We start from the raw sequence: 26,946 nt of genomic DNA on the forward strand, positions 1-26,946 counted from the left end.
CATGTCCCCGGAATTTGATGCCTATGACAGTTCGGGCCGCCTGTTAGCCGAGGAACGCGCAGGCGACAACGCGCCGCCGCTCAGCGTCAGCGAATTGTCGGGAATGCTCAAGCGCACGGTGGAGGACCGGTTCGGCCATGTGCGGTTGCGCGGCGAGATTTCCGGTTTCAAGCGGGCGGCATCGGGGCATCTGTATCTCTGCCTGAAGGACGACAATGCCGTCATCGACGGCGTCATGTGGAAAGGCGGGGCACAGCGCCTGGCCTTCGCGCCGCAGGACGGGGTGGAGGTGATCGCCACGGGCAAGCTCACCACCTATCCCGGACGATCCAAATATCAGATCGTGATCGACCGCATGGAATTGGCGGGCGAAGGCGCGCTGATGGCGCTGCTGGAAAAGCTCAAGGCGACATTGGCCAGCGAAGGATTGTTCGCGCCCGAGCGCAAGAAGCCGCTGCCCTTCCTGCCGCGCACCATCGGCGTCGTTACCTCCCCCAGCGGCGCAGTCATCCGCGACATCCTGCACCGGCTGGCGGATCGATGCCCGACGCAGGTGCTGGTCTGGCCGGTGCTGGTGCAGGGGCAGGGCGCGGCCGAGCAGGTGGCGCGCGCGGTGCGCGGCTTTTCGGCCATGGACGGCAGCGGCGCGCTGCCCCGGCCCGACCTGGTGATCGTCGCGCGCGGTGGCGGGTCGATCGAGGATCTGTGGAGCTTCAACGAGGAAATCGTCGTGCGCGCGGTCGCCGATTGCAGCATCCCGATCATCTCCGCGGTCGGGCATGAAACCGATACGACCCTGTGCGACTATGCCGCCGATCGGCGCGCGCCCACCCCCACCGCCGCGGCCGAAATGGCGGTGCCGGTGCGCGCCGAGCTGCTGGCGGGACTGGCGGAAATGGGGCTGCGCGCGGGGCGCGCCGTGCGGCGCGGCGCGGCGCAGGCGCGCGAGCGGCTGGACATGCAGGCGCGACTGATGCCCACGCCCGACACGCTGCTCAGCCCGCAGCGGCAGCGGCTGGACCAATTGTCCGACGGGCTGGTCGGCGGTCTGCGCCATCGGTTGGCCGATGCGCGCGCTCATCTGGGCCAGGCGAGCGGGGCGCTGCGGCCCGCGCTGCTGCGCCAGCAACTGGCGCGCGCCGGGGAGCGGCTCGATCGCTGCCGGCTGCGGCCTGAAAATTTGGTGCGCGCGCATCGCGACTGTGCCACCGCCTTCGACCGCGTGTCGCGGCATCTGGCGTCGCTCGATCCCGACCTGCCGCTGCAGCGCGGCTATGCCCGGGTGATGGCGGGGGACCGGCTGGTCCGCTCGGTCGAGACGGCGCGCGCCGCTGGCCAGGTGGTGCTGCATTTCCAGGACGGAACGGTCGAAGCGGCGGTCGGGCGGCCAGGCCAGGCGCTTGAGCCGCCCGGGCCGGCCCCCCTATCCTCGTCGCCCCGACCGACGCGCAAGCCGCGCACGCCGGGCGATGTGCAGCAAGACCTGTTTTCCTGAGCTTTGAAAGAAGGACTGGCCCATGTTGATGTCCAGCCGCGACCGGATCGCCCGGCTCCATTATCTGCCCTATAGTTTCCGCGTCCTCAAAGCGGGCGACCATGTGCTGTGCGCCGTCACGGACGCGCGCATTCCGCTGCAGGATCTGCGCTATTGGAGCATCGCGCGGCAAGAGCCCTATGCCAGCGCGCAGGCATCGGTCGAGGCGGAGCGGAAGGCGGCAAAGGCGGGATGAAGCGGCTGGTTCTGGCGGCGATCCTGGGCCTCGCCGGCGCGGCGACGGCGCAGCCAGTCGCGCGGCCCGTGGCGGCGGCCGCGTTCCAGCTGAACGGCGAAGCGGTGCAGGGCGGCCGGATGATCGGCACGGCGCCGGCGGGAACGGTGGCGCTCCATTTTGGAGACCAACTGGTCGCGGTGGACGCCGATGGCCGCTTCCTGATCGCCTTCGACCGGGATGCCGCGCCCAGCGCGTCGCTGACCGCGCGGCTGGCGGACGGGCGCGTCGTCTCGCAATCGCTGGCGGTCGCGCCGCGCGCCTGGCGGCTGGAGCGCATCAATGCGCCGCTGCGCGTGGGCAAGAGCAGCGCGGCCTTTCTGGCGCTGCGCAAGCCGGAACTGGAAGCGATCGCCGCCGCGCGCGCGAAGGTGACCGATGCGCAGGGGTGGCGGCAATCCTTCATCTGGCCGCGCGTCGGCCGCATATCCGGCCTGTTCGGGGCGCAGCGCATCTATCAGGGCCAGCCCGGATCCTATCATGGCGGCGTCGACATCGCCGGCGCCACAGGGGAGCCGGTGCGCGCGCCCGCCGATGGCGTGGTGATCCTGGCGGCGATCGACAAGCCCTTCACGCTGGAGGGGCATTTGCTGATGATCGACCATGGCCATGGCCTCAACAGCGCCTTCCTTCACCTGTCGCGAATCGACGTGGCGCCGGGCGAGCATGTCGCGCAGGGGCAGCGGATCGGCGCGATCGGATCGACCGGCCGCGCCACCGGTCCGCATCTGCACTGGGGCATGAAATGGCAAGATGCGCGCATCGACCCGCTGCTGATCGCCGGGCCGATGCCGCAGGGGCGGTGAGGCGAGTCAGCTCACCCTTTTCATCCTGATGGTGCGGCCGCCCTCTATCTTCCCCATGAAGCTGCCCATGGCGGCGCGCTTGATCTCGATCGACTGGCCGACCTTGGGATTACGGCCGGTAACAGCCTCCGTCGTCATCCATTGCGCGCCGTCTTCCAGCTCGATCTGCCACTTGCCATAGCCAAGGCTGCGCAGGCTGGCGATCTTCGCCTGGATGTGGCTGACGCCCTCGACCTCCTTCGTCTCGTCCGCGTCATCGCCGCCGGCAAGGAAGGGCAGCTTCGGGAAGGAGAAGCCGAACAGCGTCTTGCGCGTCTTGTTGAGTTCGCCCTTGTCGAGCACCACCACCTCGTCGCGTTGCGAGGCTGCCTCCATCGCGCCCACCTGCCGGTCGAAACAGGCGAGGCGATCGGCATCGGCGGTGATCGAGCGGCATTGCAGCAAATTGGTGAAGAGCTCCGCCTGCGGCGGCTTTGCTTTAGGCGCGGCCTGAACGGGACCGGTAAGCAAGGGAAGGGCCGCGATCCAAAGCCAGCGATATCCGCATTTCATGTCAGCCCATCCTCATTGTTGTTGGGAACAATGCCTATCATGCCTTCGGGGAAAATTGAGCGTCAATATGGCGAGCCAGCGATACCACTTTTTGCGAACGAGGCATTTTTGAACGCAACTTTCATAAGTGATGCATGAAAGCGTCACTGCTTGGCTACCTGGCGAAATTAAATTGCAACAGAACCGTAAAACTGCGGTTCGCTCGTCTTGTTGCAATTATGATACAGCTGCGCTCAAAAGCGGTGATCCGCCTTTTCCCGTCCTTTACAGGGCCATGAACGCCGCGCAGTTTCGACCGATCCTTATGGGGGGATCGCTGTCGGGCACCATATCCCTTCATACGGGCCACTAAGTGGCAGATCATCTGCCGACTCCAGAGCAAGGGACTGGACCGTGAACACATTTTCGAAAAGGGCACTGCTGCGTGCCAGCGCCGCTCCGGCGATCCTGGGCGCGTCGCTGATCGCAAGCGCCGCAATGGCGCAGGACGCGCCGCAGGCGGCGGAAGCCGACATGGGCGACACCATCGTCGTCACCGGCTCGCTGATCCGCAATCCGAACCTGGAACGTTCGACCCCGGTCACCGCGACCACCGCTGATCAGATCGAGCTGAAGCAGAACAACACCGCGGAAGATATTCTGCGTGAAATTCCGGGCATCGTTCCCAGCATCGGCTCTGCCGTGAACAATGGCAACGGCGGCGCTTCTTTCGTCAACCTGCGTGGCCTCGGCTCGAACCGTAACATCGTCCTGCTGGACGGTGACCGCCTGGTCCCGGCCGAACTGAACGGCCGTTTCGACCTTAACAACGTTCCGGTTGCGCTGGTCGAACGCGTTGACGTGCTGACCGGTGGCGCTTCGACCACCTACGGTGCGGATGCCATTTCCGGTGTCGTGAACTTCGTGACCAAGTCGGACTTCTCGGGTCTGGAAGGCACGGTCTCGAACCAGATTACCGAAGAAGGCGACGGCAATTATTTCCGCGCCGACGTGACGATGGGCGCCAATTTCGACGACGGCAAGGGTAACGCCGTTTTCTCGATCGGCTACCAGCAGTCTGACCCGGTCTATCAGGGCGGCCGTGACTATTCGGTGTTCAACATCGACTCCTATAGCGGCGCGATCGGAGGTTCGGGCACTTCCAGCCCGTCGCGCTTCACCGGCACCAACCCGTCGGGCACTGCGACCGGCAACGGCACGCGCCAGGTGACGGCTGACGGTACCGCCTTCCGCCCGACCACGGCGTTCGATGCCTTCAACTTCAACCCGTACAACGTTTTCCAGACCCCGTTTGAACGTTTCAACATGTTCGGCGCTGCGCGCTACGAGGTCAGCGACGCGGTTGAAGCCTATACTCGCGGCATCTTCTCGAAGAACACCGTCAAGACGATTATCGCTCCGTCGGGTGCCTTCGGCATCGCGGTCGACATTCCGCTCAGCAATCCGTTCCTGACGACCGCGCAGCGCAACGCCTTCTGCCAGCGTAACGTGGCGACGGCCGCGCAGATCGCCCAGGGCATCTACACTCCGCTCTACACGCAGGCGGAATGTAATGCGGCTGCGGTCGCGACTGACCCGAACGATCCGAACTATCGCGAAGTCACGACCGCCCTGTCGCGTCGTGCGACCGAACTGGGCCCGCGCATTTCGGAATTCACCACCACCTTCTTCGACTATAAGCTCGGTTTCCGTGGCGACATCACCGACACGATCAGCTGGGACGCTTCGGGCGCTTATGGTGAGAGCGAACAGACCCAGACCCAGAAGGGCTATTGGCTGAACTCGCGCGTCCGCCAGGCGCTGCAGGCGACCAGCACGACCGACTGCCTCGACACGTCGAACGGTTGCGTCCCGTTGAACGTCTTCGGTCCCGATGGCTCGATCACGCCGGAAATGAATGCGTTCCTGAACGCCAACAGCCAGGTCGTCACCAAGACTTCGCTTGCGCAGGCCAACGCCACAATCAGCGGCGACTTCGGCTGGTCGATTCCCTGGGCAAGCGACGCGGTCGCCTTCGCCATCGGCGGCGAATATCGCAAATACACCGCTTCGCAGGAGTCGGACCTTCTGTCGCAGTCGGGCGACCTCGGCGGCGCTGGTGGTGCGGCGCCGAACATCGCGGGTGGCTATGACGTCTATGAAGCCTTCGGCGAACTCGTTCTGCCTCTGGTTCAGGACAAGCCCTTCTTCCAGGATCTGACCCTGGAAACCGGCATTCGCTATTCGAAGTATAGCGTCGACGCGCCCAGCAGCCCGTCCTACAAGACCACGACCTGGAAGGCTGGCGGTAGCTGGACCCCGGTTGAAGGCTTCAAGATCCGCGGCAATTATGCGCACGCCGTTCGCGCGCCCAACATCGCGGAACTGTTCGCTCCGGTGAACACGCTGCTGACCAACCTTGGCACCGACCCCTGCTCGGGCAACGCGCCGCTTCTGGACGCCAACCTTGCTGCGGTCTGCGTCGCTCAGGGTGCTCCGGCTTCGACCATCGGCGCGATTACCAACGATCCGGCTGGCCAGGTCAACTATACCGGTGGCGGCAATCTGGATCTGAAGCCGGAAAAGTCGAACAGCTGGACGATCGGTGCGGTGTTCCAGCCGAGTGCCCTGTCGGGCTTCTCGGCGACGGTCGACTACTATAATATCAAGATCACGGACGCGATCACTTCGCCCACTCCGGGTGACGCCGTCGCGGCGTGCTTCGACAACATCACTGCCGCCAGCGCGACGGACCCGGCCTGTACCGCGATCCGCCGTAATCCGCTGACGGGTGAACTGTTCGGCGAAGCAGCGACCACCCCGGGCCTGTCCCTTGTGACGTCGAACCTCGGCCGGCTGAGCACCGATGGTGTCGACTTCTCGGTGAACTATCAGCGTGACGTCGGCTTCGCGAACCTGGCCCTGAGCCTGATCGGCAACTGGACCAACAGCTCCAAATTCCAGGCGACCTCGGTCTCCCTGAACCGCGAATGTGTCGGCTACTACTCGGTCAACTGCGCGTCGATCCAGCCCAAGTGGCAGTTCTCGCAGCGCACCACGCTGGGCTTCGAGAGCTTCGACATCTCGCTGCTGTGGCGCTACATCGACACGGTGAAGTATGAACCGCAGCAGCTGGAAGACGATCTGGCGGCCGCAATCGATGCTGGCTGTGAAGACCCCAACGGTGCTGATCCCGACGGCTGCATGGTCGAGCCCGAGTTCCGCAAAATCAAGGCGGAGCATTATTTCGATCTGACCGGCCGCTTCCAGGTGTCCGATCAGGTGACGATCACGCTGACGGCACAGAACCTGTTCAACAACAAGCCCAAGGTTGTTGGCAACACGATCGGTTCGACCAGCTACAACAGCGGCAATGTCTATCCGTCGACCTACGACGCGCTGGGCCGTCGCTATGCGGCAGCTGTGAAGTTCCGCTTCTGATCTGACATATCAGGCAAAAAAAGGAGGGCCGGCGGAAACGTCGGCCCTTTTTTCGTCAATGTGCGATTGGTGTCGCGTCTGGCGGGCGGCCAAGCGGCCTTCAGGCGACCAATGGGCCCGGGAGTGAAAGCGCGATGCCGGCGTTCCCGGCGATGACGGACGCCCACTGCGCGACCTTCGTCACCTCCTCGCTGTGGATTTCCAGGCCGGAACGGGCTTCGGCGGCGCGCTGACCAGGTGCAAAGGCCTGGCCGCTTTTGGCGTCCCGCGTGAACACCGGACCGGTGACGATGGCCATGATAGCGTCGTCATCCAGCCGCAGGCCAAAATGCGCGGCGAGCGCGGCCATGGTTTCGGCTGGTCGGTCCACCAGCATTTCACTGTCCAGCGTGGCGACGCGGGACCCTAACCTCTCCGTCAAGAGCTGGAACTGCTGCTGTTGCGCGAGCCAGCCAGCGGCGGCGACCTGAATATCCGTGAGGCCGAGATAATCGTCGGGCGCGATGCCAAGCGACGCCAGCATGCCCTCCCGCAGCAATTTGCCGAACAGATCGCGCACCCATAGTCGGCCCCACATGCCCTTGCGCGCGATCGAGGCGAGATAGGCGTCGAGCGGCGCATGCAGCAGCAGCGCGCGCGCCTCTGGTCGCATCGCCATGATTGCGGGGATGAGCGGATTGACGATGTTCGAAGGCTTGACGATCGTCGCCTCGCCGGGAACGAAGGGACGGGCAAGCAGGCGCAGACTTTCGTCCAGGACTCGCGCAACCTGGGCCCCGCCGCCGCCGCGATGGCGCCAGCCGACTAGATCGTTGAGCAGCACCGGTTCCTTGAGGCCCATGGCGATACCGGGAATATCGAATGCCGCGGCCAGCAGGGTCGAGCAACAATAGGCTGAGTGAAAGACAAAATGGATCGGTGCTGCGGGTGGCGCCTGTTGGATGGCGTCAGCACGCCGGAGCACCAGCGGTGCCTCTTCCCCCAGATACTCGTCCGTCAGAAACGGAATGGCCGCATGGCGCGGGCGCGGAACCTGGCGAAAATGAAATGCGTCATGCCCGGGATCATAGCGATGGGCCAACCATTGGGCGTCGGCAAGCCCGTGACGGAACGAAGGCGACATCATGACCGCAAGCCTTTGCATGGCTACCAGTGCCGCACAAGCCGTGCGGGACTTTCCCCTGTTTGCCCACGGCTTCGCTTCTGTTAGCGATGAGGCTGGAGGGTCGGGGACATATGGACGTGACAGTTGGGCGTTTGTTGCAACAGGCCGTCGAGGCGCGGCGGCGCGGACAGGGAAAAGAGGCCGAGCGGTTGCTGTCGCAGGCGCTGGCGCGTCATCCCGGTGAACCGCAGGCGCTGAACCTCTTGGGGCTGACCGCGCTCGACCGGCAGAATTTCGCCGATGCCCGGCGGCATTTCGCTGCAGCGGCGCAGGCTGATCCGAAGGAAGCGGCGCTGTGGATGAACCTCGCGTCCGCCGAACGTGGTCTGGGCGCAGCGGAGGGCGAGCGGGCTGCGTTGCAGCGCGCGATCGACATCGACCAGCGTAATTTGATGGCGCAGATCCGGATGGCACAGCTTCAGCAGCGTCTCGACGAGAGGCATGGCGCCGCCGATAGCTGGAGCAAGGCGCTCGCGCTGAGCGCCGCGATCAGCGACGTCCCCCCCGCTCTTGCTGCGACGCTGGAGGATGCGCGGCTGTTCGTGCGCGATCACCAGGCGCGCTTTGCAGCGCGCATCGAATCGGAAGTCGCTCCGGCGCTGGATGTTGCGTCCATCCTGTCGCGCCGGCGTTTCCAGGCCTGCCTCGACCATGAATTCGGCCGCCGCTCCCTCTATCCCAATCATTGTTCGGGGCTCCATTATCCGTTTCTGCCGGCCGACGAGTTTTTCGACCGGGATCATTTTCCGTGGATGGATCAGCTGGAGGCACAGACCGATGCGATCCGGGCGGAATTCCTGGCGCTGGTCGCACGTGATGGCGGCGCGGTGCGGCCCTATGTGCGGCAGGATGCAGGGACGCCGGAAAATAAATGGACGGCATTGGACGGTTCGCTCGATTGGGGCGCGATGTTCCTGTGGGAATATGGCGTGCGCAACGAGGCGGTATGCGCGGCGTGCCCGCAGACGGTCGCGGCGTTGGAAGCCTTGCCCCGCGCGGATATCCCCGGGCGGGCGCCCTCCGCCTTCTTTTCGCTGCTGAAGCCGCACAGCCATATACCCGCGCACACGGGCGTCACCAATACGCGTGCGATCATTCATCTGCCGCTGATCGTACCGCCTGCGTGCAGCTTTCGCGTCGGTGGCGAAACGAGGGAGTGGCGCGAGGGCGTCGCTTTCGCGTTTGATGATACGATCGATCATGAAGCCTGGAATAGAAGCGACGAGTTGCGCGTAGTGCTGATCTTCGATGTGTGGAACCCGCATTTGTCACTTGAAGAACAGCAGCTCTTGAAGCAGTTTTATGCCACGGCTGACGCCAGCAAGGCCGAGGGTCTTTCGGGCGTCTAATCAGCGCAGGCTGCGACGAGCGAAATGCCGTCGAGCCGGATCGCGCATCGGGGAGACGTTCAGATGCATATTCTAAAGACAATGATGATGCCGGCCCTGTTTCTGACAGCCATGCCGGCCATGGCGGAAGACAAGCCAAAGCTGGATCGCAACGATCCCAGCGCCATACGCTGCAAGCGACTGGAGGTTATCGGATCGCTCGTGCGCAGGGAGCGTGTCTGCAAGACCAACGCGGAATGGCGAGCGATCAGTGAGCAGCAGAATCGCGATGCCGATGACCTGATCACGCGTAGCCGGGCGGGGATGAACCCCAGCGGTTGAGGGCGTTTTCCGCCCTTCCATCGAAAAGGGCTCGCTGAGCGATCAGCGAGCCCTTTTTGTCACGCGACGCTCAGCTTGAGCGCCCCGTCGCCTTCGTCCACGCGGACGGTGGAGCCGTCGGGCACCTCACCGCGCAGGATCAGGTCGGCGAGCGGGTCCTGAAGGTGGCGCTGGACGGCGCGCTTCAAGGGACGGGCGCCATAGACCGGGTCATAGCCGACACGGCCGAGCCAGGCGCGCGCGCCGTCGGTCAGGTCCAGGCTGATCTTGCGGTCCTTGAGCAGCTTGCCGATGCGCGCGACCTGAATGTCGACGATCGGCGCCATATGGCTCGCGCCGAGGCGGTGGAAGAGAATGATCTCGTCCAGCCGGTTGAGGAATTCGGGGCGGAAATGGGCGCGCACCACGTCCATCACCTGATCCTCCACCTTTTCCACCGGATCATCGTCACCAAGGCTGGCGATATATTGGCTGCCCAGATTGGAGGTCAGCACGATGATCGTGTTGGTGAAGTCGACCGTGCGCCCCTGCCCGTCGGTCAGGCGGCCATCGTCCAGCACCTGGAGCAGGATGTTGAACACGTCGCCATGCGCCTTCTCCACCTCGTCGAACAGCACGACCTGATAGGGGCGTCGGCGCACGGCTTCGGTCAGGACGCCGCCTTCCTCATAGCCGACATAGCCCGGAGGCGCGCCGATGAGGCGGGCGACGCTGTGCTTCTCCATGAATTCGCTCATGTCGATGCGCACCATCGCGCTGTCATCGTCGAAGAGGAAGCCGGCGAGCGCCTTGGTCAGTTCGGTCTTGCCGACGCCCGTGGGACCCAGGAACAGGAAGGAGCCGAGCGGCCGGTTCGGGTCCTGCAGGCCGGCGCGGCTGCGGCGCACGGCGGTCGATACGGCCTTGACCGCATCGGCCTGGCCGATGACGCGCTTGCCCAGTTCCTGCTCCATGTGCAGCAGCTTCTCGCGCTCGCCCTCCAGCATGCGGTCGACTGGGATGCCGGTCCAGCGGGAGACGACGGCGGCGATGTCTTCGCTCGTTACTTCCTCACGGAGCATCGCACCTGCCGAGGCAGACTGCGCCTCGACAAGTCGCTTTTCGAGGTCGGGGATGGTGCCATATTGCAGCTCGCCCGCCTTGGCATATTCGCCGCTGCGCTGCGCCTGCTCCAGCTGGATGCGCGCGGCGTCCAACTGTTCCTTGAGCTTGGCTTCGCCGGCGATCTTGTCCTTTTCCGCTTGCCAGCGCGTCGTGAGTTCAGCTGACTGCTGCTCCAGATTGGCAAGGTCGGTCTCCAGCGCAGCCAGACGGTCCTTCGACGCCTGATCGCTTTCCTTCTTCAGCGCCTCGCGCTCGATCTGCAGCTGCATGATGCGGCGGTCGAGAGTCTCGATCTCCTCGGGCTTGCTTTCCACCTCCATGCGGATGCGGCTCGCGGCCTCATCCATCAGGTCGATGGCCTTGTCGGGCAGGAAGCGGTCGGTGATATAGCGGTTGGACAGGGTCGCGGCGGACACGATCGCGCCGTCGGCGATGCGCACGCCATGATGGGTTTCATATTTGTCCTTGATGCCGCGCAGGATGGAGATGGTGTCCTCCACCGTCGGTTCGCCCACGAACACCGGCTGGAACCGCCGCTGCAGCGCCGGGTCCTTCTCCACATATTTGCGATATTCATCGAGCGTCGTCGCACCGATACAGTGCAGTTCGCCGCGCGCGAGGGCTGGCTTCAACAGGTTGCCGGCGTCCATCGCGCCTTCGGACTTGCCCGCGCCGATCAGCGTGTGCATTTCGTCGATGAAGAGGATGATCTGGCCTTCGGCGCCCTTCACCTCGTCCAGCACGCCCTTCAGCCGCTCCTCGAACTCGCCGCGATATTTGGCGCCTGCAATCAGCGACCCCATGTCGAGCGCCATCAGCGAGCGGTCCTTGAGCGTATCGGGCACGTCGCCATTGGCGATGCGCAGCGCAAGCCCTTCGGCGATCGCGGTCTTGCCGACGCCTGGTTCGCCGATCAGCACCGGATTATTCTTGGTGCGGCGCGCGAGGATCTGGACGGTGCGGCGGATTTCCTCGTCACGGCCGATCACGGGATCCAGCTTGCCGTCGCGCGCGGCTTCGGTGAGGTCGCGCGCGAATTTCTTGAGTGCGTCGTAGCGATCTTCCGCGCTGGCGGTGTCGGCGGTGCGGCCGCCGCGCAGCTGGTTGATGGCGGCGTTGAGTGCGTCGGGCTTCACGCCGGCCGCGGCGAGCGCCTTGCCCGCGGCGGTGGTGGTGGCGAGGGTGAGGGCGAGCAGCAGCCGTTCCACGGTGACGAAGCTGTCGCCCGCCTTCTGCGCCACCTGTTCGGCGGAATCGAGCACGCGCACGGCGTCATTGTCGAGGCCCGGGGTCTGCTGGGCGCCACTGCCCGATACCGACGGCACCTTGGCGAGCGCGGCATCGGTGTCGCGCAGCGCGACCTGCGCCGAGCCGCCTGCCGCCTGGATGAGGCCGGATGCCATGCCCTGCTCATCCTCCAGCAGGGCCTTCAGCAGATGTTCCGGGCCGATCCGCTGATGGCTCATGCGGATCGCCACGGTTTGCGCCGACTGGAGGAAGCCCTTGGCGCGGTCGGTGAATTTTTCGAGGTTCATGACATCCCCATGGATTTGGATGAGGCGGATGTAGTGTTGCTCAAAAACCACACAAGGGGTGGCGGGAGATAAACCTTAATTTGTCGCCTTGGTTGCCTGCGGGGCAAAGAGGTCGCCAAAAAAGTCGTTCATGAACCAGCGCGGTGGCGCGTCGGCGTCGGCCATGGCGCGGGTGATGCGGTAATTGGCTTCGGCAAAGCGCGCGCCGGCCTGCCAGTCGATCGGCTGGCGCATGTCGTCGCCGGGATGGTGGTAATTGCCCGCGAGGAAATCGCCCCACGCCTTTTCGCCGCCATTGGCGAAGCCGGTCGCGAGGAAGACGGCGGGAACGCCCTGCTTCACGAACATATAATGATCCGAGCGGACGAAGATGGTTTCCTGCGGCATGGGGTCGGGCGACAGCGTGACGCCCATGGGCGCGACCGCCTGCGCGACGATCGGGCCGAGCGTCGAGTGATCCGCGCCAAAGGCAATGACGTCGGTGAAGGGGTAGAGCAGCAGCGGCATGTCGAGATCGACATTGCCGACGATCCGGTCGATCGGCACCCTGGGATGCCGCGCGAAATAGTCCGCGCCCAGCAGCCCCTTCTCCTCCCCGGTGGAGGCCAGGAAGATGATCGACCGGCGCGGCTTGCCGGGCGATTGCGCCATGGCGCGCGCGACCTCCAGCATGGTGGCGATGCCCGCGCCATTGTCGAGCGCGCCATTGTTGATCCGGTCCTTGTCGACCGGCTCGCCCGGTTTGACCGGGCTGACGCCGATATGGTCGAGATGCGCGGACAGGACGACATATTGGTCTTTCAGCACGGGATCGCTGCCCGGCAGGATGGCGACGACATTGGGGCTGGTGACGCGCTGGCTGACGCTGTCGGACTGGATGCGCACGCTGGTCCTGAGCGCGAAGCCCCGAGGCTTGCCGCCCTTGCGATCCGCCTGCTTGCGGATGGCGGCGATGGTCTGCGGCGCGCCGGCGAAGATCGCCTGCGCCGCCGGATCGTCGAGCGACGCGCCGGCGCGGATGCCCGGCGCCTGGTCGAAGGGCTTGCCATCGGGCGACACCCAGGTGAAGTCGGGTTCGCCGGCGAACTGGACCATGCGCGCCCAGGGCCGCGCCTTCATCGACTGGAGCGTGCCGATCGCGAGCATGCCGATCGCACCATGTTTTTCCGCGATCATCGCCTTGGTGGCGGACAGATGCGCGCCTTCCTCGCTCGGCAGCCCCTTGGGATAGCCGCGTAGGGTGACGACGATCTTGCCGCGCACGTCCAACCCGGCATAGTCGTCGAGACCCAGCCGCTGATTTTCAAGGCCATAGCCGACGAACACCAGCGGCGCGGTGACGTCCAGATGAGGCTCGGCGGCGTTCATGCCGATCAGCACGTCGCCGCCATGCGTGAAGCGCTTCGTCCCGGCAGGGCCGGTGACGGTCAGCGTCGCGGGCGTCTGTGCGCGCTCGGTCTTCTGAAACGTGATGCGCTGGAGCCAGCTACCCTCGTCGCCCGCGGGCGTAAGGCCAAGGCCGTCGAACTGGCTGGCGACATAGCGCGCCGCGAATTCATGCCCTTCGCTGCCGGTGTCGCGGCCCTGGAGGAGGTCGTCGGCGAGAAATTCGACATGGGCGCGCATCGCCGCGGGAGTGAAGACGGGATCGGCGGGCGTCTGAGCGGGCAGGGCGGCAGGCAGGACGAGGGCTAGGGCGGCAGCCGAGAGGGCCAGGCGTTTCATCAAGGGAGGGGGCTTTCTAGCTCGGAAGGATGGCGCAAAGGATTGCCGCCGCGGATGCACCCTGTCCACCCTTTGCGTATTGCGCGCCTATCACGCCCCGCTATGGTGCATGCCGTTCCGGCGCGTCCGCGCCCCTGGTCCACAAGCTCCTGCCCGAGGCCTTTCATGACCCTTTCCTTCCTGTCGCGCCGTCTGCCCCTGCTGACCGGCCTGTCCGCGATCGCGCTGATGCCGGCGCTGCCCGCCGCCGCCCAGTCTCCTGCGGCGCAGTCCGTCACGGCGAGCGCCGCGCCCGCGCCGCTGTCCAGCCTGGTCGCCAAGGTCGATATTCCCTATGAGGAATTCACGCTGAAGAACGGGCTGCGCGTCATCGTCCATACCGATCGCAAGGCGCCGATCGTGGCGGTGTCGGTCTGGTATCATGTCGGATCGCGCTTCGAGCCGGCGGGCAAGACGGGCTTTGCCCATCTGTTCGAACATCTCATGTTCTATGGATCGGAAAATGCCGACGGCCCCTTCTTCGGCCGGCTGGAGGATATCGGCGCGACCGACTGGAACGGCACCACCTGGTTCGACCGCACCAATTATTTCGAGACGGTGCCGACCGGCGCGCTGGACCGGGCGCTGTTCCTGGAAAGCGACCGCATGGGCCATTTGCTGGGCGCGGTGACGCAGCAGAAGCTCGATACCCAGCGCGGGGTCGTGCAGAATGAAAAGCGCATGGGCGAGAATGAGCCCTATGGGCTGGTCGAATATGCGCAGCTCGCCGCGCTGATGCCCGAGGGCCATCCCTATCGCCATTCGACCATCGGATCGATGGCGGACCTCAACGCGGCGAGCCTGGCCGACGTGCAGAGCTGGTTCAAGACGCATTATGGCCCGAACAACGCCGTGCTGGTTCTGGCCGGTGACATCGACGCGGCGACCGCCAGGACGAAGGTGGAGAAGTGGTTCGGCAACATCCCGGCCGGCCCCGCGCCGCAGGATGTGGACGCCAGCGTGCCGACGCTCGACAAGGATGTCGAGAAGCTGATGCACGACCATGTCGCGGCCACGCGCCTCTATCGCAACTGGGTGGTGCCCGGCGTCAATTCGGCCGCCCTGCCGCAGCTCGACCTGGCCATGGCGGTGTTCGGCGGGCTGGGTTCCTCGCGGCTCGACAATGCGCTGGTGCGCGACGAGAAGGTGGCGGTGAGTGTCAAGGCCAGTGTCCAGCCGTTCGAGAAGCTGAGCCTGGCCGAGATCACCGTCGACGTGAAGCCGGGCGCCGACCCGGTCGCGGTGGGCAAGCGGCTGGACCAGCTGCTGGCCGATTACCTGGCCAAGGGGCCGAGCGCCGACGAGGTGCAGCGCGCCGCGACGCGGCAATTGTCGGGCACGATCGGCGGACTGGAGAAGGTCGGCGGCTTTTCCGGCAAGGCGGTGACGCTGGCCGAAGGCGCGGTCTATTCCGACGATCCGGGCAAATATAAGAAGGACTTGGCCATTTATGCCGCCGCGACGCCGCAGTCGGTGGCGCAGGCCGCGCGCAAATGGCTGGGGCGGCCGGTGCTGCGCCTGACCGTGGCGCCGGGCGAGCGCAGCGCGGCGGACAATGCGCTGGCCGGCAATGTGAAGGGCGAAGGCGCGACGCACCAGCCGGCCTTCTTCCGCGATCCCGATGCACCGGCCGGGGCGGCTCCTGCGGCCGCGACGCCGCCTGCGCGCACGAAGGTCGCCGAGCCGCCGATCGAGCCGGTCAAGGACCTGGACTTTCCCGCGGTCGAGCATGCGACGCTGAAGAACGGCATCCCGGTCATCTTCGCGCGGCGCGATGCGGTGCCCACGGTCCAGGTGTCGGTGGCGTTCGACGCCGGCAACGCGGCCGACGACAAGGAGAAGCTGGGCACGGCGGGGCTGACCGTGGCGCTGCTGGACGAAGGCACCACGACCCGGTCGTCAGTGCAGATCGCCGAGGAGCAGGAACGACTGGGCGCGGCGATCAGCGCGGCCAACAGCATGGACCGCACCAGCGTCGGCCTGTTCGCGCTCAAGCCCAATCTCGACGCGTCGCTCGGCCTGCTGGCGGACGTGATCCGCAACCCGGCCTTCCGCCCCGAAGAGGTGGAGCGGCTGCGCGGCCAGGTGCTGACGCGGATCGCGGCGGAAAAGACGCAGCCCATGGCGATCGCGCAGCGGATGCTGCCGCCGATGCTCTATGGCACGGCGCATCCCTATGGCATTCCCTTCACCGGATCGGGCACCGAAAGCGGGGTCAAGGCGGTGACGCGCGCGGACCTCACCGCCTTCCATGACAGCTGGATGCGGCCCGACAATGCGACCATCTTCGTTGCGGGCAACAGCACGCTGGCTGAGATGATGCCGCTGCTGGAAAAGCGTTTCGGCGACTGGAAGGCGCCGGCCAGCGCCAAGGGGACCAAGCTGTTCCGGATGGACCGGATGCGGCGGGTGCCGCGCATCGTGCTGGTCGACAAGCCGCAGAGCCCGCAGTCGCTGATCCTGGCGGGCGTGCTGACCAACAAGGCGGGGACCGACAATCCGGTGACGCTGCTGACCGCGAACGAAGTGCTGGGCGGCAGCACCACGTCGCGCCTGACCATGGACCTGCGGGAGACCAAAGGATGGGCCTATGGCGCGGGCACGGCGCTGCCCGGCGTCAAGGAAACGATCCCGCTGCTGGTCTATGCGCCGGTGCAGACCGACAAGACCGGCGAATCGATCATCGCCGCGCGGCAGGATGTGAAGGATTATCTTACCACCAAGGGCACCACCCAGGCGGAGCGGGACCAGACGATCAACAGCCAGATCCTTTCGCTGCCCGGCAGCTTTGAAACTTCGGCCGACCTGCTGGCGGCGATGATGCGCAACCATCTGATCGGGCGGCCGGACGATTATTACGAGACGCTGCCCAAGACCTATCGCGCCATGACCGCGGCGGACATGGACAAGGCGGCGCGCGAGGCGATCAACCCCGACAATCTGATCTGGGTCGTGGTGGGCGACGCCAAGCTGGTGCGGCCGCAGCTTGACGCGGTGGGGCTGCCGGTGGAAATGGGCACTCTCGCAGATTAACGGGCACGTAAAGGAGAATGGATATGGCAGTGGATGGCGCTTATGATTGCGTGGCCAAGACGCCGATGGGCGACCAGAAGGGCGTCTTCACGGTGGTCAGCAGCGGCGACCGCTTCAACGGCACCTTCGCCGGCATGATGGGGTCGCTGGACGTGATCGACGGCAAGGTCGATGGCGACAAGCTGACCTGGAAAATGGAAATGACCATGCCGATGCCGATGACGCTGGAATGCGAGGCGGAGGTGGCGGGCGACGCCATCACCGGAACGATGCAGCTGGGCGCATTCGGCGCATCGGCGTTCAACGGCACGCGCCGGGCCTGACCAGTTTCGCCGCCGGGACGCGGGCTTATCCGCGGCCCGGCGGTCGATTGCGTCGCGCGCATCCGCGACAGCGAAATAGACAGATGCAAATTTCCGCCAAAATCATTAGTTAGCTAGCTAATGAATATACCTCTTGATGATCCCCGCCGCGCGCTGGCGCACAAGATGGCCCCGGTGGCGCGCAACTGGCGCCAGCTGGCGGACGGCGCGCTGGCCGAATTCGGCGTGTCCAACAGCGCGGGCTGGTGCCTCATCCATCTCGACCGGCTGGGTGCGGACGTGCGGCAGGCCGACCTCGCCGAATCGCTCGACATCCGCCAGCCCTCGCTGGTGCGCACGCTGGACCTGCTACAGGCGAACGGGCTGGTGGCGCGGGCGACCCATCCCGAGGACAAGCGATCCAACCTATTGAGCCTGACCCCCGCCGGGCGCGAGCTGGTCGGGCGGATCGAGGAGAAGCTGGGGGCGATGCGGGCCGAATTGCTGCGCGACATTCCCGACGAGGCGATCGAGATCATGGTCGAGCTGCTCGACCTGATCGGCCAGCGTATCGCCGAGCGACGCAGCCAGTCATGAGCCGCCGGCCCATAGGGGAGGCGATCGGCCTGCCGGCCGCGCTTTTTTCCGTCAAATGCCTGGCAGCCGCGATGCTGGCGCTGTTCCTGGCCTACAGCATTGGGCTGGAGCGGCCCTATTGGGCGTTCCTGACCAGCTATATCGTCGCCCAGCCGCTGGCGGGCGCGGTGATTTCCAAGGCGCTGTTCCGCGTGGTCGGCACGCTGGTCGGGGCGACCTTCGCCGTTGCGATCGTGCCGCCGCTGGTCAACGCGCCCGAGCTTCTGTCGCTGGCGATGGCGTCCTGGCTGGCGCTGTGCGTTTTCGTGTCGCTGCTCGATCGCACGCCGCGATCCTATATGTTCGTGCTGGCGGGCTACACCGCCTGCCTGATCGTCTTTCCCGACGTGGATTCGCCCCAGACCATCTTCACCGTCGCCGCGCTGCGCGTGCAGGAAATCACGCTCGGCATCCTGAGCGGCGCGCTGGTCCATGGCGTGGTGCTGCCCGGATCGATCACCGGCGTGCTGCTGGGGCGGGTGGAGACGATCCTGCGCGACGCCGAGCGCTGGTCGCGCGACGCGATCGCGACCGAACCCGTCGCCGGGCTGGACGCGGAGCGCCGGCGGCTGGCGCAGGACGTGACCGAACTGCACCAGATGTCGGTCCACCTGCCCTTCGACATCAGCCGCCTTGCGCCGCGTGTGCGGACGGTGCGGGCGCTGCAGGACCAACTGTCGCTGCTGCTGCCGCTGGGCGCGGCGGTGGAGGACCGGCTGGCGCAGCTCAAGGCCGCCAATGGCGGCGTCGTGCCGGCGCCGGTCGAGGCGCTGATCGCCGACATCCGCGACTGGCTGGAAACGCCCGCGCCCGACAATGCGACGCGCGCGCGGCTGACCCAGGCGCTGATCGACCGATGCCATGCGATGGAGCCCGAGGCACGGGCCGACATGGGGTGGGCCGACATGATGCGCCTCAGCCTGCTTGCCCGGCTAGCGACTCTGGTGGCGGTGCATCGCGACTGCCGCGACCTGCTGGACCAGATGGCGACGCACCGCCGCAGCGCGGTGACGCCGCGCGTCGCCGAATTGCTGGAGGGGCGGCGCAACCGCGAGCTGCATCGCGACTATGCCGGCGCGCTGCGCGCGGCGCTGGGCGCGTTCCTGACCGTGGCTATCGGCTGCGCGTTGTGGATCGGCAGCGGCTGGAACGACGGCGGCACGGCGGTGATGCTGGCGGGCGTGTTCCTGGCGCTGTTTTCCGCGCAGGACAATATGCTGGCGCCGCTCAAGGGCTTCATGATCGGCACCATCATCGCGTCGGCGCTGGGCGCGGTCTATGGCTATGCCATCATGCCCCGGCTCGACGGCTTCGCGATGCTGGCCCTGGCCTATGCGCCGCCGCTGCTGATGCTGGGAGCAATGATGGCGTCGCCCCGCTGGATGGGGATCGCCCTGCCGACTCTGTTGGGCCTGGGCAGCCCGGTGCTGCTGTCCGACCGCTATGTGAACGCTTTTTCGTCCTATGTGAACGGCGCGGTGGCGCAGATTATGGGCATATGGTTCGCGATCATCATGGCGGGCCTCATTCATTCGGCCGGGGTCGAGCGCGCCACGCGCCGCACCATCCGCGCGGGGTGGATCGACATCGCCAACCGCGCCAATGCGATGGGCGCGCCCGACGTGCGTGGCTGGATCAACCGGATGCTCGATCGCATCGCACTGCTGGCGCCCCGGCTGGCGGCTACCCGGCGGGACAGCGGGGCGCCGCTCTATGACGCGCTGCGCGACCTGCGCACCGGGGTTGCGATCGGCGAGCTGCGCCAGTTGCGGCTGGACCTGCCGCGCGCGGAGGCGGCGCCGCTGACGCAAGTGCTGAGCGGCGTGGGCGACCATTATCGCGCGATGGACCCTGACGCGCCGACGCCCGCCGACCCGGCGCTGCTGTCCGCGATCGACGCCGCGATCGACGATCTGGGCGCGCATGCGCGGCCGGCGGTGCGGCGTGAGTCCGTGCTGGCGCTGGTCAGCCTGCGCCGCAACCTGTTCCCTGACGCATCAGGCCATCATCAAAGGGAGGCCGCATGACCGGAGAAATCGCGCTGGGCGGCATCTTTGTGCCGACGCTCCTTCTGCTGGCGCTGGTCGCGCTGCTGCTGGCCTGGGCCGTCACCCGGCTGATCGGCGCGCTCGGCCTCTATCGCTTTCTTGCCTATCGGGCGGCCGTGGACCTCAGTATCTTCATATTGATCCTCACTGGGCTCGCCCTTCTCGTCCCCACCCTTGGAATTCGCTTATGAACCGCCTTTCGCAAACGCTGATCCGCAGCGCCGTCACCATCATCCTGGTCATCGCCGCCGCTCTGGCTGCGATCTGGATGTGGAACCATTATGAGCGCAGCCCCTGGACGCGCGACGGGCGCGTGCGCGCCGACGTGGTGCGCGTGACTCCCGACATCAGCGGACTGGTGACGTCGGTGGCGGTGCGCGACAACCAGCGGGTGAAGGCGGGGGACCTGCTGTTCGTCATCGACACGCCCCGATACCGGCTGGCGCTGGAGGAAGCCGAAGCGCGCATCGCCAGCGCCAGGGCGACGCTGGCGCAGGCGCGGCGCGAGGCGCGGCGCGACACGGCGCTGGGCGACCTGGTGGCGGCGGAAACCCATGAGCAGAATCTGGCGCGGGTGGAAACGGCGCAGGCCGCGCTGGCGGAAGCCTTCAGCGGGCGGGATGCGGCGGCGCTGAACTTGAAGCGCACGCAAGTGCGGGCGTCGGTCAATGGCGTCGTCACCAACCTGGACCTGCATCCGGGCGACTATGTCGGCGCGGGCGCTCAGGCGATGGCGTTGATCGATCAGGATTCGCTGCGGGTGGAGGGTTATTTCGAGGAGACCAAGCTGCCGCTGATCTGCATCGGCGCGCCGGTGAGGGTGCGGCTGATGGGTGAAAAGCGGGAGATACACGGGCGCGTGGACAGCATCGCCTATGGCATCAATGACGACAGCCGGTCCAATGCGGGCAATCTGCTGCCGTCGGTCGAGCCGACCTTTTCCTGGGTGCGGCTGGCGCAGCGCATCCCGGTGCGGGTCCGGCTGGAAAAGGTGCCGGCGGGGCTGCGGCTGATTTCCGGGCGCACCGCGACGGTGACGGTCCAGCCGGCGGCGAAGGATGCGCGGCCGGGGGATTGCCGCCATGGGTAAGGCGTCTTTGGCGCAAGGCCTTGTCTCCGCAAAAGCGGGAAGCCGGTCCGGCCGTTTGAACGGGGCGTCTGCTTTCGCAGGAGCACGCAGCATGGGCGGCAAGGTCGGTTCGCTCATGCTGGCGCTGAGCCTGGCCGCCTGCGCGACGGCGGGGCCGGATTATCATTATCCTGACACATCCGTCGCGACCGCGCCCGCGGCGACGGGGGGCTTTCATTCGGCGCAGGGCGCGCAGTTCAGCAACGCGCCGCTGCCCGACCAGTGGTGGCGGCTCTATGCCGACCCGCAGCTGGATGCGCTGATCGGCGAGGCGCTGGCCGCTAATGCCGACCTTCGGCAGGCGCAGGCCAATGTCGAGCGCGCGCAGGCGGTGCTGCGCGAGGCGGAGGCGGGGCGCGAGATCACGACCGCGATCAGCGGCGGCGAGACGCTGTCGCGGCCATCGGGCGTGACGCAGCATCTGCCCGGATCGGTGAGCTATGATCTGGGCCTGAGCGCCGCCTATCCGCTGGACCTCAACGGCCGGATCCGCCGCGCGATCGAGGCGAGCGCGGCCGATGTCGAGGCGGTGACTGCGGCGCGCGACTATGTGCGGGTAAGCGTGGCGGCGGCGACGGCGCAGGCCTATGCGCAGGTGTGCGCGGCCAATTACAATCTGGCCGTCAATCGCAAGGTCGTGGCGTTGCAGCGACAGACGCTGGACGCGACGCGGCGGCTGGCCAAGGGCGGACGCGGCACCGCCTTCGACGTCAGCCGGGCGCAGGCGGCGGTGGAGACGAGCGAGGCGGCGTTGCCCGCCTTTGCAGCGCAGCGGCAGAACGGCCTTTATCTGCTGGCGACGTTGCTGGGGCGGCCGCCGGCCGATTACCCCCGCGCGGTCGAGACATGCGCCGCGCTGCCGACGCTGCGCCAGCCGATCCCGGTCGGGGATGGCGCGGCGCTGATCCGGCGGCGGCCCGACATCAGGCAGGCCGAGCGCGCCATTGCCGGCGACACGGCGCGGCTGGGCGTCGCGATGGCGCAGCTTTATCCGCAGGTCAGCATTGGCGGGTCGGTGGGTCTGTCGGGGCCGCTCAAGGATTTCGGATCGGGATCGGCCTTTGGCTTCAGCCTGGGGCCGCTCATAAGCTGGACCTTTCCCAATCGCCCGGTGATCCGCGCGCGGATCGCGCAGGCCGATGCGCAGGTGCGCGCCGATCTGGCGGGGTTCGACGCGAGCGTGCTGGAGGCGCTGCGCCAGACCGAAAGCGCGCTGGAAAGCTATCGCCGCGACGCCGAGCGGGCGGCGGCGCTGGACCGAGCGCGCGAGAGCGCCGGGGTCTCGGCAGGCCAGGCGGCCAAGCTGTTCCGCTTCGGCCGGGGCGACTTCCTGTCGCTGCTGGATGCGCAGCGCAGCCTGGCGAGCGCGGAAGTGACGGCGGCGTCGGCGCGGGCGCAGCTCGTGCAGGACCAGATCGCGCTGTTCCTGGCGCTGGGCGGGGGCTGGGGATCAGGCGATGGCGTCGACGAGGGCGCGGGGGACGCGCAATAGCGAGCCGTGGCGCGCGCCGGGCGGCAGGGCGAGGCGCGCGCTGACATCGTCCCATTGCGCCATGTCGCGCGTCATCTTTGCGCCCCAGCGGCCGTCCTTGTAGACGTCATAATAGCAGATCAACGCGTCGCCGATGCGCGCGGTCATCGGCCCTTCGACCCAGGCGGGGGAGAAGGGCGGCGAAAGCGGGCCGAACGGGCCGGTCGGGCTGTCGGCGCGGGCCGCGCGCAGCCATTTGCGCGGCGGCGTGACCGTCTCGTCCTTGACGATGAGGTGCAGGCTGCCGTTCGGCGCGTGCGCGAAGGTGCCGTCGATCACGCTGAAGCCGGGATCGTAGAGCGGCAGGGGCTGCGAGAAGCTGCGGAAATCGGCGGTGCTACATTGCCAGAGGCGGTGATTATAGTCCGATTCCGACGTGCCGGCGCTTTCGGGAAAGCGGCCGGCGACGGTGCTGGACCAGAAGAGCAGGTAGCGGCCGGTGGCGGGATCGCGGATCGCTTCGGGCGCCCAGCAATTGCGCGTGCCCGGCACGGCGCCCATGACGGGGATCGCCTGCTGGTCCGACCAGTGGACAAGGTCGCGGCTGGTCGCATGGCCGATCGTCACCCCTTCCCAGGCGGTGGTCCAGAGCAGGTGGAAGATGTCCCCATCGCGGAAGAGGAAGGGGTCGCGCAGCAGCTTCTTTTCGCCCACGTGCGGCGCGAGCAGGCTGCGGCCGCCCGCGAGGGTGCGGAAGGTGAAGCCGTCGTCGCTGGCCGCGAGCCGCAGGCCTGCCGCTTCGCCTGCCTTCCCCGTGGTGAAATAGGCGAAGACAAGCGGGTCATCGTCGCGCGCCATGGGCGCGGTGGCGCAGGCGGCGAGCGGCAGGGCGGCCAGCGTCAGGGTGAAGTCGCGTCGGTTCACGAATAATCCTTCGCCATCTGGCGGTAGAGGTCGAGCAGGTCATTGGCATGATAATCGCCGCCCTCGCCCATGGGACCGGATGGTTCGGGCTTTGGCGCGGCCGGCCGGGCAGCGGCGAGGCCGCCGGGCGCTTCGGCGCTGTTGATGCCCTGGCGCAGCAGGTCGGGCTTGGGGCCTCCGCCGGCATTGCGGCCGTCGCGGTCGAACAGCGCCTCCTGATGCCGGATCGGTTCCCAGATGAAGCTGCCCCAGCCATGCCTGCCGGGGAGGGTATAGACGAGATCGTTGAGATAGCGTTTGCGGCTGGAATATTCGGCGACCAGCAGGCCCTTGTCGGGATAGCGCCGCACGAACCGGGCGAAGCTGTCGGCCCAGTCCCCCTGTTCGCGCTGCTGGTAGCAGGAGAGGCCGACCACGTCGAAATCGACATGGCGGGCGATCAGCGCGTCGGTCCATTCGCGCAGGATCGGCCAGTGGCGGCCGAGATGATTGTGCAGCTGGATGGCGATGGCGGGTTCGGCGCGGCGGGCGCCTGCGATCCCCGCGCGCAGCAGGGCGGCGAATCCGTCGAAGCCGCCGATCGTCTGGCGGTCGACCTTCGCATGGTTGGCGTCGGTGACGGGATTGCCGGTCGGGGTGGCGAGCTTCACCCGGCCATGGGGCCAGAGCATGCCGAAGGTGGTTTCGTTGCCGATCACCGCCATGTCGACCGGCGCGCCGCCCGCGCGCATGGCGACCAGTATGTCATGGGTGTGCGCCTCGACCGCTTTGGCAAGTTGGGGAAGGCCGTACCCGGCCCAGGCGGCGGGCACGCCCTGATGTTCCGGATCGGCCCAGGTGTCGCTGTAGTGGAAGGAGAGAATGAGGGCCATGCCCGCGTCGCGGATGCGGCGGCCGAGCCTGACCGTCTGGGCGAGGCCGGCCCAGGCCTGGTCGGGCTGACGCCGGGAATAGCCTTTGGCCGGATCGACGAAGATGCGCAGGCGAATGGCGTTGAAGCCAGCATCACGCAGAATGCGGACCGGGTCCTGCTGAACGCCGTTCACGAAATAGCGCGCGCCCGCGGCCTCATCCTCTGGCACCCAGCTGATGTCGGCGCCGATCAGATAGGGGCCGGTTCTGGCGCCGGTTCTGGCGCCGGTCTTTCGTGGCGCGGCGGCAAGGGCGGGAAAGGGCAGGGTCGCGAGGGCGAGCGCAGCGCGGCGGGTGACGGCGATCATGGGCGATGCTCATATTCGGGGACGAGGCGTAGCGAGACAAGGCTGGCAACCTGATCGCCCGGCGGCAGCGCGGCGCGCGCGCGGTCATCCAGATATATGGGCGCGTCGGCGCGCAGCGGCAGGATGGTGAGCGTCCAGGGACGGCCGAGGCGATCGGCGAAACGTTTGAGGCCGATGCGCCAGACCCGGCCGTCCCAATAGGCGTCGTCCAGCATGTCGAGGCCGTCGAACAGGCGGCCGATATCGCCGCGCCAGTCGATTTCGAGGAAGGCGTCGCCTTGCGCCACCGCATCGGCGGGCAGGGTGAAGGTGAAGGCGGCGGCGGCCTTGTGCGCTTCGGGGAGCGGCTGCATCGCGGCCTTGGCCGGGCCGCCGATGACGATGGGCGGGGCCTGGCCGGCGGCGCGGCTTTGGGTGAAGGCGATGGCGCGGGGCGCTGGCCCCTTCACGGTGGCGCTGGCGCTGGCGGTGGGGCCGGGAAGAAAGCGCCAGTCGAACCGGGGCTGGCCGCGCTGGCGCAGCACCGGGCCCTGGGGCGTGAACATGGCGTCGGCGGCGGTGAGCAGGGCGCGGCGCTGGCCGTCCACATCGCCGACCCAGAGTTGCCGCGCCGACGCCTGGTCGAGCAGCAGGAGGCGCACGCTTGCGCCATCCGGAGCGGTAACGCGCAGCAGCCGGTCGGGCGCGGGCGGCACGTCGGCGACGACATGACCGCCGTCGCTGCGGCTGGGCGCGGACAGGCGGGTGCCGGCGGGGAAGGCGAGTTCGACCGCGCCGGGCAGGGTGGCGGCGAAGACATGAATGGGGCCGTCCGCATCGGCGATGCGCGTCACCGGCTGAGCGGTGGCCCAGGCGAGCGGCACGCCGTCCAGGTCCATGCCGATCGGCCAGAAGAAATAGGCGCCCGGCGGCAGCGTAACCGGGCGCGCCGGAACGGTGAGCGCGCCGCGCGCCAGCCGCACGGTGAAGCGCGTGGCCGGATGAGCAGGCGTCGGATATTGGCGGACATGATTGTTGACGAAGAGGAACCCGCTGTCGCCGGTCGCGCGGACCGACCAGCGCAGGGTGGCGAGATCATCCTTGTCGGCGGGCTGGATCGCGGGGGCATGAACGGCCATGGGCGCGAGCCGGTCGCCATAGGCGTCGAGGAAATAGTGGAGCGGGCGAAGCGCCGCGTTGACCGGGTTGACCTCCCCATATTGGCCGACCGGCGCCTGGAAGTCGTAGCCGATCATCGGGCAGTCATTATAGCCGCCCGAGCGCTGCGTTTCTTCGAGACTGCGACCCTGCGCCAGCGGGTTGGCGCCGCCGTGGAACATATAATAGCCCAGCAGATTGACGCCCGACCCGACCTGGGTGGTGACGGCGGCGGCGACATCGGCGGGTGCGAGCAGCGGGCGGCGGCGATACATGACCGGCACGCCGCCGCCATATTCCGCGCCGAGGAAGGGGGTGTCCGCCATGTCGTCATCGGCGTCGCCGCGCCGATTGTTGCGCGTCTGCGCGCCCAGATCGCCGCTCACCCGGCTGTCGAAGCGGAAGAGATAATTTTCCTTGGGCGGCAGCTTCGTCGTCTTCGCCGACCAGGGCTCGTCGGGATAGCCGCCATGGACGGGCACGACCTCGCCCTTCGGGTAGAGCGTCTGGTCCCAGCCAGTCACGGTGTAGAGCGGCACGTCATAGCCGATCTTCTGCGCCAGCTGCTTGAGGGTGGCGATATGGGCGCGGCCCTGGCCGGGGCCGTCGAGATTATATTCATTTTCGATCTGCATGCCGATGATCGGCCCGCCATCCTTCCAGAACAGGCCCTGCAGCTCGCCATGCAGGCTGCGCCAGAAGCGATCGACCTGCGCCAGATAGGCGGGATCGTTGCTGCGCGGGCGCGTAGCCGCGACGATCCAGTCGGGGATGCCGCCGAAGCGCGCTTCGGCATGGGCCCAGGGGCCGGGGCGCAGGAAGAAGAGCAGCCGATGATCGGCGCAGAGCTGGACGAAGCGGCGGATGGCGCAGTCGCCGCTCCAGTCGATCTGGCCCTGCGCGCGTTCGACATGATTCCACAGGACATAGCTGGCGACGATGGTGACGCCCGTCGCCTTCATCTTGAGCAATTCCTCCTCCCAATAGCGGGCGGGGAAGCGGGTGAAGTGGAATTCGCCCATGACCGGCAGCCAGGGCCTGCCGTCGCGAGTGAGATAGCGATTGGTGATGCCGAGCGCCCCATGCGGGCCGGCGCCGCTGCCCATGCGGAGATGGCCGGATTTGAGCGGCAGGCCGGGCTGGCGCGCGTCGAGGGTGAGCGGGGCCTGCGCGGCGGCGCGGCCGGGAAGGGCTGCGCCCAGCGCAGCGAGACCGGTGGCGGTGAGCGCGCTGCGCCTGTCGACTTCGGGCATCATTCCTC

The 26,946-nt window shown here is 67.0% G+C and carries 20 protein-coding genes; 13 read left to right on the forward strand and 7 right to left on the reverse strand.

Annotation, left to right across the window (positions count from 1 at the left end; genetic code table 11):
- The first annotated feature begins 1 nt into the window (after position 1).
- The 3 genes from xseA to ACGGKE_RS12200 are packed head-to-tail and all read left to right on the forward strand — an operon-like array spanning position 2 to position 2,575.
- Complete coding sequence (gene xseA, locus ACGGKE_RS12190; RefSeq protein ID WP_394438224.1) at positions 2 to 1,495, forward strand: exodeoxyribonuclease VII large subunit; 1,494 nt, start codon at positions 2 to 4, stop codon at positions 1,493 to 1,495.
- A gap of 22 nt (positions 1,496 to 1,517) precedes the next feature.
- Entirely contained in the window at positions 1,518 to 1,730 is a 213-nt protein-coding gene (locus tag ACGGKE_RS12195; protein ID WP_394438228.1) for a DUF2093 domain-containing protein, read from the forward strand.
- Positions 1,727 to 2,575, forward strand: coding sequence for a M23 family metallopeptidase (locus ACGGKE_RS12200; protein ID WP_394438230.1), 849 nt, complete (start codon positions 1,727 to 1,729; stop codon positions 2,573 to 2,575). Before ACGGKE_RS12195 ends, ACGGKE_RS12200 begins: the two co-directional genes overlap by 4 nt.
- 6 nt (positions 2,576 to 2,581) lie before the next feature.
- Here the strand turns inward: ACGGKE_RS12200 and ACGGKE_RS12205 are convergent, their stop codons facing one another.
- Positions 2,582 to 3,127, reverse strand: a complete 546-nt coding sequence (locus ACGGKE_RS12205) for a hypothetical protein (RefSeq protein ID WP_394438232.1) — start codon at positions 3,125 to 3,127, stop codon at positions 2,582 to 2,584.
- A 393-nt stretch (positions 3,128 to 3,520) separates the two neighbouring features.
- Between ACGGKE_RS12205 and ACGGKE_RS12210 the strand changes: the two genes are divergently transcribed.
- Positions 3,521 to 6,547 carry a TonB-dependent receptor domain-containing protein gene (locus ACGGKE_RS12210; RefSeq protein ID WP_394438234.1) on the forward strand — a complete coding sequence of 1,009 codons (3,027 nt, stop codon included), beginning with the start codon at positions 3,521 to 3,523 and terminating at the stop codon, positions 6,545 to 6,547.
- Between the two features lie 100 nt (positions 6,548 to 6,647).
- Here the strand turns inward: ACGGKE_RS12210 and ACGGKE_RS12215 are convergent, their stop codons facing one another.
- Positions 6,648 to 7,673, reverse strand: a complete 1,026-nt coding sequence (locus ACGGKE_RS12215; RefSeq protein ID WP_394438236.1) for a hypothetical protein — start codon at positions 7,671 to 7,673, stop codon at positions 6,648 to 6,650.
- Positions 7,674 to 7,783: 110 nt separating this feature from the next.
- On the opposite strand from ACGGKE_RS12215, the gene ACGGKE_RS12220 reads away from it, so the two are divergent.
- Together ACGGKE_RS12220 and ACGGKE_RS12225 are read left to right on the forward strand one after the other, a co-directional pair.
- Positions 7,784 to 9,061 (forward strand): aspartyl/asparaginyl beta-hydroxylase domain-containing protein, encoded by a 1,278-nt coding sequence (locus tag ACGGKE_RS12220; protein ID WP_394438238.1) that lies wholly within the window; start codon positions 7,784 to 7,786, stop codon positions 9,059 to 9,061.
- 81 nt (positions 9,062 to 9,142) lie between these two features.
- Positions 9,143 to 9,382 (forward strand): hypothetical protein, encoded by a 240-nt coding sequence (locus tag ACGGKE_RS12225; protein WP_394438240.1) that lies wholly within the window; start codon positions 9,143 to 9,145, stop codon positions 9,380 to 9,382.
- Between the two features lie 59 nt (positions 9,383 to 9,441).
- On the opposite strand, the gene clpB is transcribed toward ACGGKE_RS12225, so the two are convergent.
- Positions 9,442 to 12,021 carry an ATP-dependent chaperone ClpB gene (gene clpB, locus ACGGKE_RS12230; protein WP_394438242.1) on the reverse strand — a complete coding sequence of 860 codons (2,580 nt, stop codon included), beginning with the start codon at positions 12,019 to 12,021 and terminating at the stop codon, positions 9,442 to 9,444.
- Positions 12,022 to 12,096: 75 nt separating this feature from the next.
- On the reverse strand, positions 12,097 to 13,746 hold the full coding sequence (locus tag ACGGKE_RS12235; RefSeq protein WP_394441969.1) for a M28 family metallopeptidase: 1,650 nt from the start codon (positions 13,744 to 13,746) through the stop codon (positions 12,097 to 12,099).
- A gap of 165 nt (positions 13,747 to 13,911) precedes the next feature.
- Between ACGGKE_RS12235 and ACGGKE_RS12240 the strand changes: the two genes are divergently transcribed.
- The 7 genes from ACGGKE_RS12240 to ACGGKE_RS12270 all read left to right on the forward strand — a co-directional run bounded on the left by ACGGKE_RS12240 (position 13,912) and on the right by ACGGKE_RS12270 (position 22,425).
- On the forward strand, positions 13,912 to 16,818 hold the full coding sequence (locus tag ACGGKE_RS12240) for a M16 family metallopeptidase (protein ID WP_394438246.1): 2,907 nt from the start codon (positions 13,912 to 13,914) through the stop codon (positions 16,816 to 16,818).
- A gap of 23 nt (positions 16,819 to 16,841) precedes the next feature.
- Positions 16,842 to 17,141 (forward strand): hypothetical protein, encoded by a 300-nt coding sequence (locus tag ACGGKE_RS12245; RefSeq protein ID WP_394438248.1) that lies wholly within the window; start codon positions 16,842 to 16,844, stop codon positions 17,139 to 17,141.
- A gap of 120 nt (positions 17,142 to 17,261) precedes the next feature.
- Positions 17,262 to 17,717, forward strand: a complete 456-nt coding sequence (locus ACGGKE_RS12250) for a MarR family winged helix-turn-helix transcriptional regulator (RefSeq protein WP_394438250.1) — start codon at positions 17,262 to 17,264, stop codon at positions 17,715 to 17,717.
- Positions 17,714 to 19,783, forward strand: a complete 2,070-nt coding sequence (locus ACGGKE_RS12255; protein WP_394438252.1) for an FUSC family protein — start codon at positions 17,714 to 17,716, stop codon at positions 19,781 to 19,783. Before ACGGKE_RS12250 ends, ACGGKE_RS12255 begins: the two co-directional genes overlap by 4 nt.
- Positions 19,780 to 19,995 carry a DUF1656 domain-containing protein gene (locus ACGGKE_RS12260; protein WP_394438254.1) on the forward strand — a complete coding sequence of 72 codons (216 nt, stop codon included), beginning with the start codon at positions 19,780 to 19,782 and terminating at the stop codon, positions 19,993 to 19,995. The genes ACGGKE_RS12255 and ACGGKE_RS12260 overlap by 4 nt, the downstream gene beginning before the upstream one ends.
- Positions 19,992 to 20,894 carry an efflux RND transporter periplasmic adaptor subunit gene (locus tag ACGGKE_RS12265; RefSeq protein ID WP_394438256.1) on the forward strand — a complete coding sequence of 301 codons (903 nt, stop codon included), beginning with the start codon at positions 19,992 to 19,994 and terminating at the stop codon, positions 20,892 to 20,894. Before ACGGKE_RS12260 ends, ACGGKE_RS12265 begins: the two co-directional genes overlap by 4 nt.
- Positions 20,895 to 20,985: 91 nt before the next feature.
- On the forward strand, positions 20,986 to 22,425 hold the full coding sequence (locus ACGGKE_RS12270) for an efflux transporter outer membrane subunit (protein ID WP_394438258.1): 1,440 nt from the start codon (positions 20,986 to 20,988) through the stop codon (positions 22,423 to 22,425).
- Here the strand turns inward: ACGGKE_RS12270 and ACGGKE_RS12275 are convergent.
- From ACGGKE_RS12275 to ACGGKE_RS12285, 3 genes are read right to left on the reverse strand one after another with little or no spacing between them, the layout of a single operon-like run.
- Positions 22,384 to 23,328: a glycoside hydrolase family 43 protein gene (locus ACGGKE_RS12275; RefSeq protein WP_394438260.1), complete on the reverse strand. Its 945-nt coding sequence runs from the start codon at positions 23,326 to 23,328 to the stop codon at positions 22,384 to 22,386. The two genes, ACGGKE_RS12270 and ACGGKE_RS12275, sit on opposite strands and share 42 nt — an antisense overlap.
- Positions 23,325 to 24,548, reverse strand: coding sequence for a glycosyl hydrolase 53 family protein (locus tag ACGGKE_RS12280; protein WP_394438262.1), 1,224 nt, complete (start codon positions 24,546 to 24,548; stop codon positions 23,325 to 23,327). The genes ACGGKE_RS12275 and ACGGKE_RS12280 overlap by 4 nt, the downstream gene beginning before the upstream one ends.
- Positions 24,545 to 26,941: a beta-galactosidase gene (locus ACGGKE_RS12285; protein ID WP_394438264.1), complete on the reverse strand. Its 2,397-nt coding sequence runs from the start codon at positions 26,939 to 26,941 to the stop codon at positions 24,545 to 24,547. Before ACGGKE_RS12285 ends, ACGGKE_RS12280 begins: the two co-directional genes overlap by 4 nt.
- Positions 26,942 to 26,946: the final 5 nt, after the last annotated feature.

Origin of the sequence: Sphingobium naphthae, assembly GCF_043589935.1 — a bacterium.
GTDB classification, from domain to species: Bacteria; Pseudomonadota; Alphaproteobacteria; order Sphingomonadales; family Sphingomonadaceae; genus Sphingobium; species Sphingobium naphthae_A.

Coding starts and splice junctions, on each gene's coding strand:
- ACGGKE_RS12255 (WP_394438252.1), top strand. CDS start 17,714: ATGAGCCGCCGGCCCATAGGGGAGGCGATCGGCCTGCCGGCCGCGCTT.
- ACGGKE_RS12270 (WP_394438258.1), top strand. CDS start 20,986: ATGGGCGGCAAGGTCGGTTCGCTCATGCTGGCGCTGAGCCTGGCCGCC.
- ACGGKE_RS12260 (WP_394438254.1), top strand. CDS start 19,780: ATGACCGGAGAAATCGCGCTGGGCGGCATCTTTGTGCCGACGCTCCTT.
- ACGGKE_RS12235 (WP_394441969.1), bottom strand. CDS start 13,746: ATGAAACGCCTGGCCCTCTCGGCTGCCGCCCTAGCCCTCGTCCTGCCT.
- ACGGKE_RS12250 (WP_394438250.1), top strand. CDS start 17,262: ATGAATATACCTCTTGATGATCCCCGCCGCGCGCTGGCGCACAAGATG.
- ACGGKE_RS12215 (WP_394438236.1), bottom strand. CDS start 7,673: ATGATGTCGCCTTCGTTCCGTCACGGGCTTGCCGACGCCCAATGGTTG.
- ACGGKE_RS12195 (WP_394438228.1), top strand. CDS start 1,518: ATGTTGATGTCCAGCCGCGACCGGATCGCCCGGCTCCATTATCTGCCC.
- ACGGKE_RS12220 (WP_394438238.1), top strand. CDS start 7,784: ATGGACGTGACAGTTGGGCGTTTGTTGCAACAGGCCGTCGAGGCGCGG.
- ACGGKE_RS12285 (WP_394438264.1), bottom strand. CDS start 26,941: ATGATGCCCGAAGTCGACAGGCGCAGCGCGCTCACCGCCACCGGTCTC.
- ACGGKE_RS12225 (WP_394438240.1), top strand. CDS start 9,143: ATGATGATGCCGGCCCTGTTTCTGACAGCCATGCCGGCCATGGCGGAA.
- ACGGKE_RS12245 (WP_394438248.1), top strand. CDS start 16,842: ATGGCAGTGGATGGCGCTTATGATTGCGTGGCCAAGACGCCGATGGGC.
- ACGGKE_RS12265 (WP_394438256.1), top strand. CDS start 19,992: ATGAACCGCCTTTCGCAAACGCTGATCCGCAGCGCCGTCACCATCATC.
- xseA (WP_394438224.1), top strand. CDS start 2: ATGTCCCCGGAATTTGATGCCTATGACAGTTCGGGCCGCCTGTTAGCC.
- ACGGKE_RS12240 (WP_394438246.1), top strand. CDS start 13,912: ATGACCCTTTCCTTCCTGTCGCGCCGTCTGCCCCTGCTGACCGGCCTG.
- ACGGKE_RS12200 (WP_394438230.1), top strand. CDS start 1,727: ATGAAGCGGCTGGTTCTGGCGGCGATCCTGGGCCTCGCCGGCGCGGCG.
- ACGGKE_RS12280 (WP_394438262.1), bottom strand. CDS start 24,548: ATGATCGCCGTCACCCGCCGCGCTGCGCTCGCCCTCGCGACCCTGCCC.
- ACGGKE_RS12205 (WP_394438232.1), bottom strand. CDS start 3,127: ATGAAATGCGGATATCGCTGGCTTTGGATCGCGGCCCTTCCCTTGCTT.
- clpB (WP_394438242.1), bottom strand. CDS start 12,021: ATGAACCTCGAAAAATTCACCGACCGCGCCAAGGGCTTCCTCCAGTCG.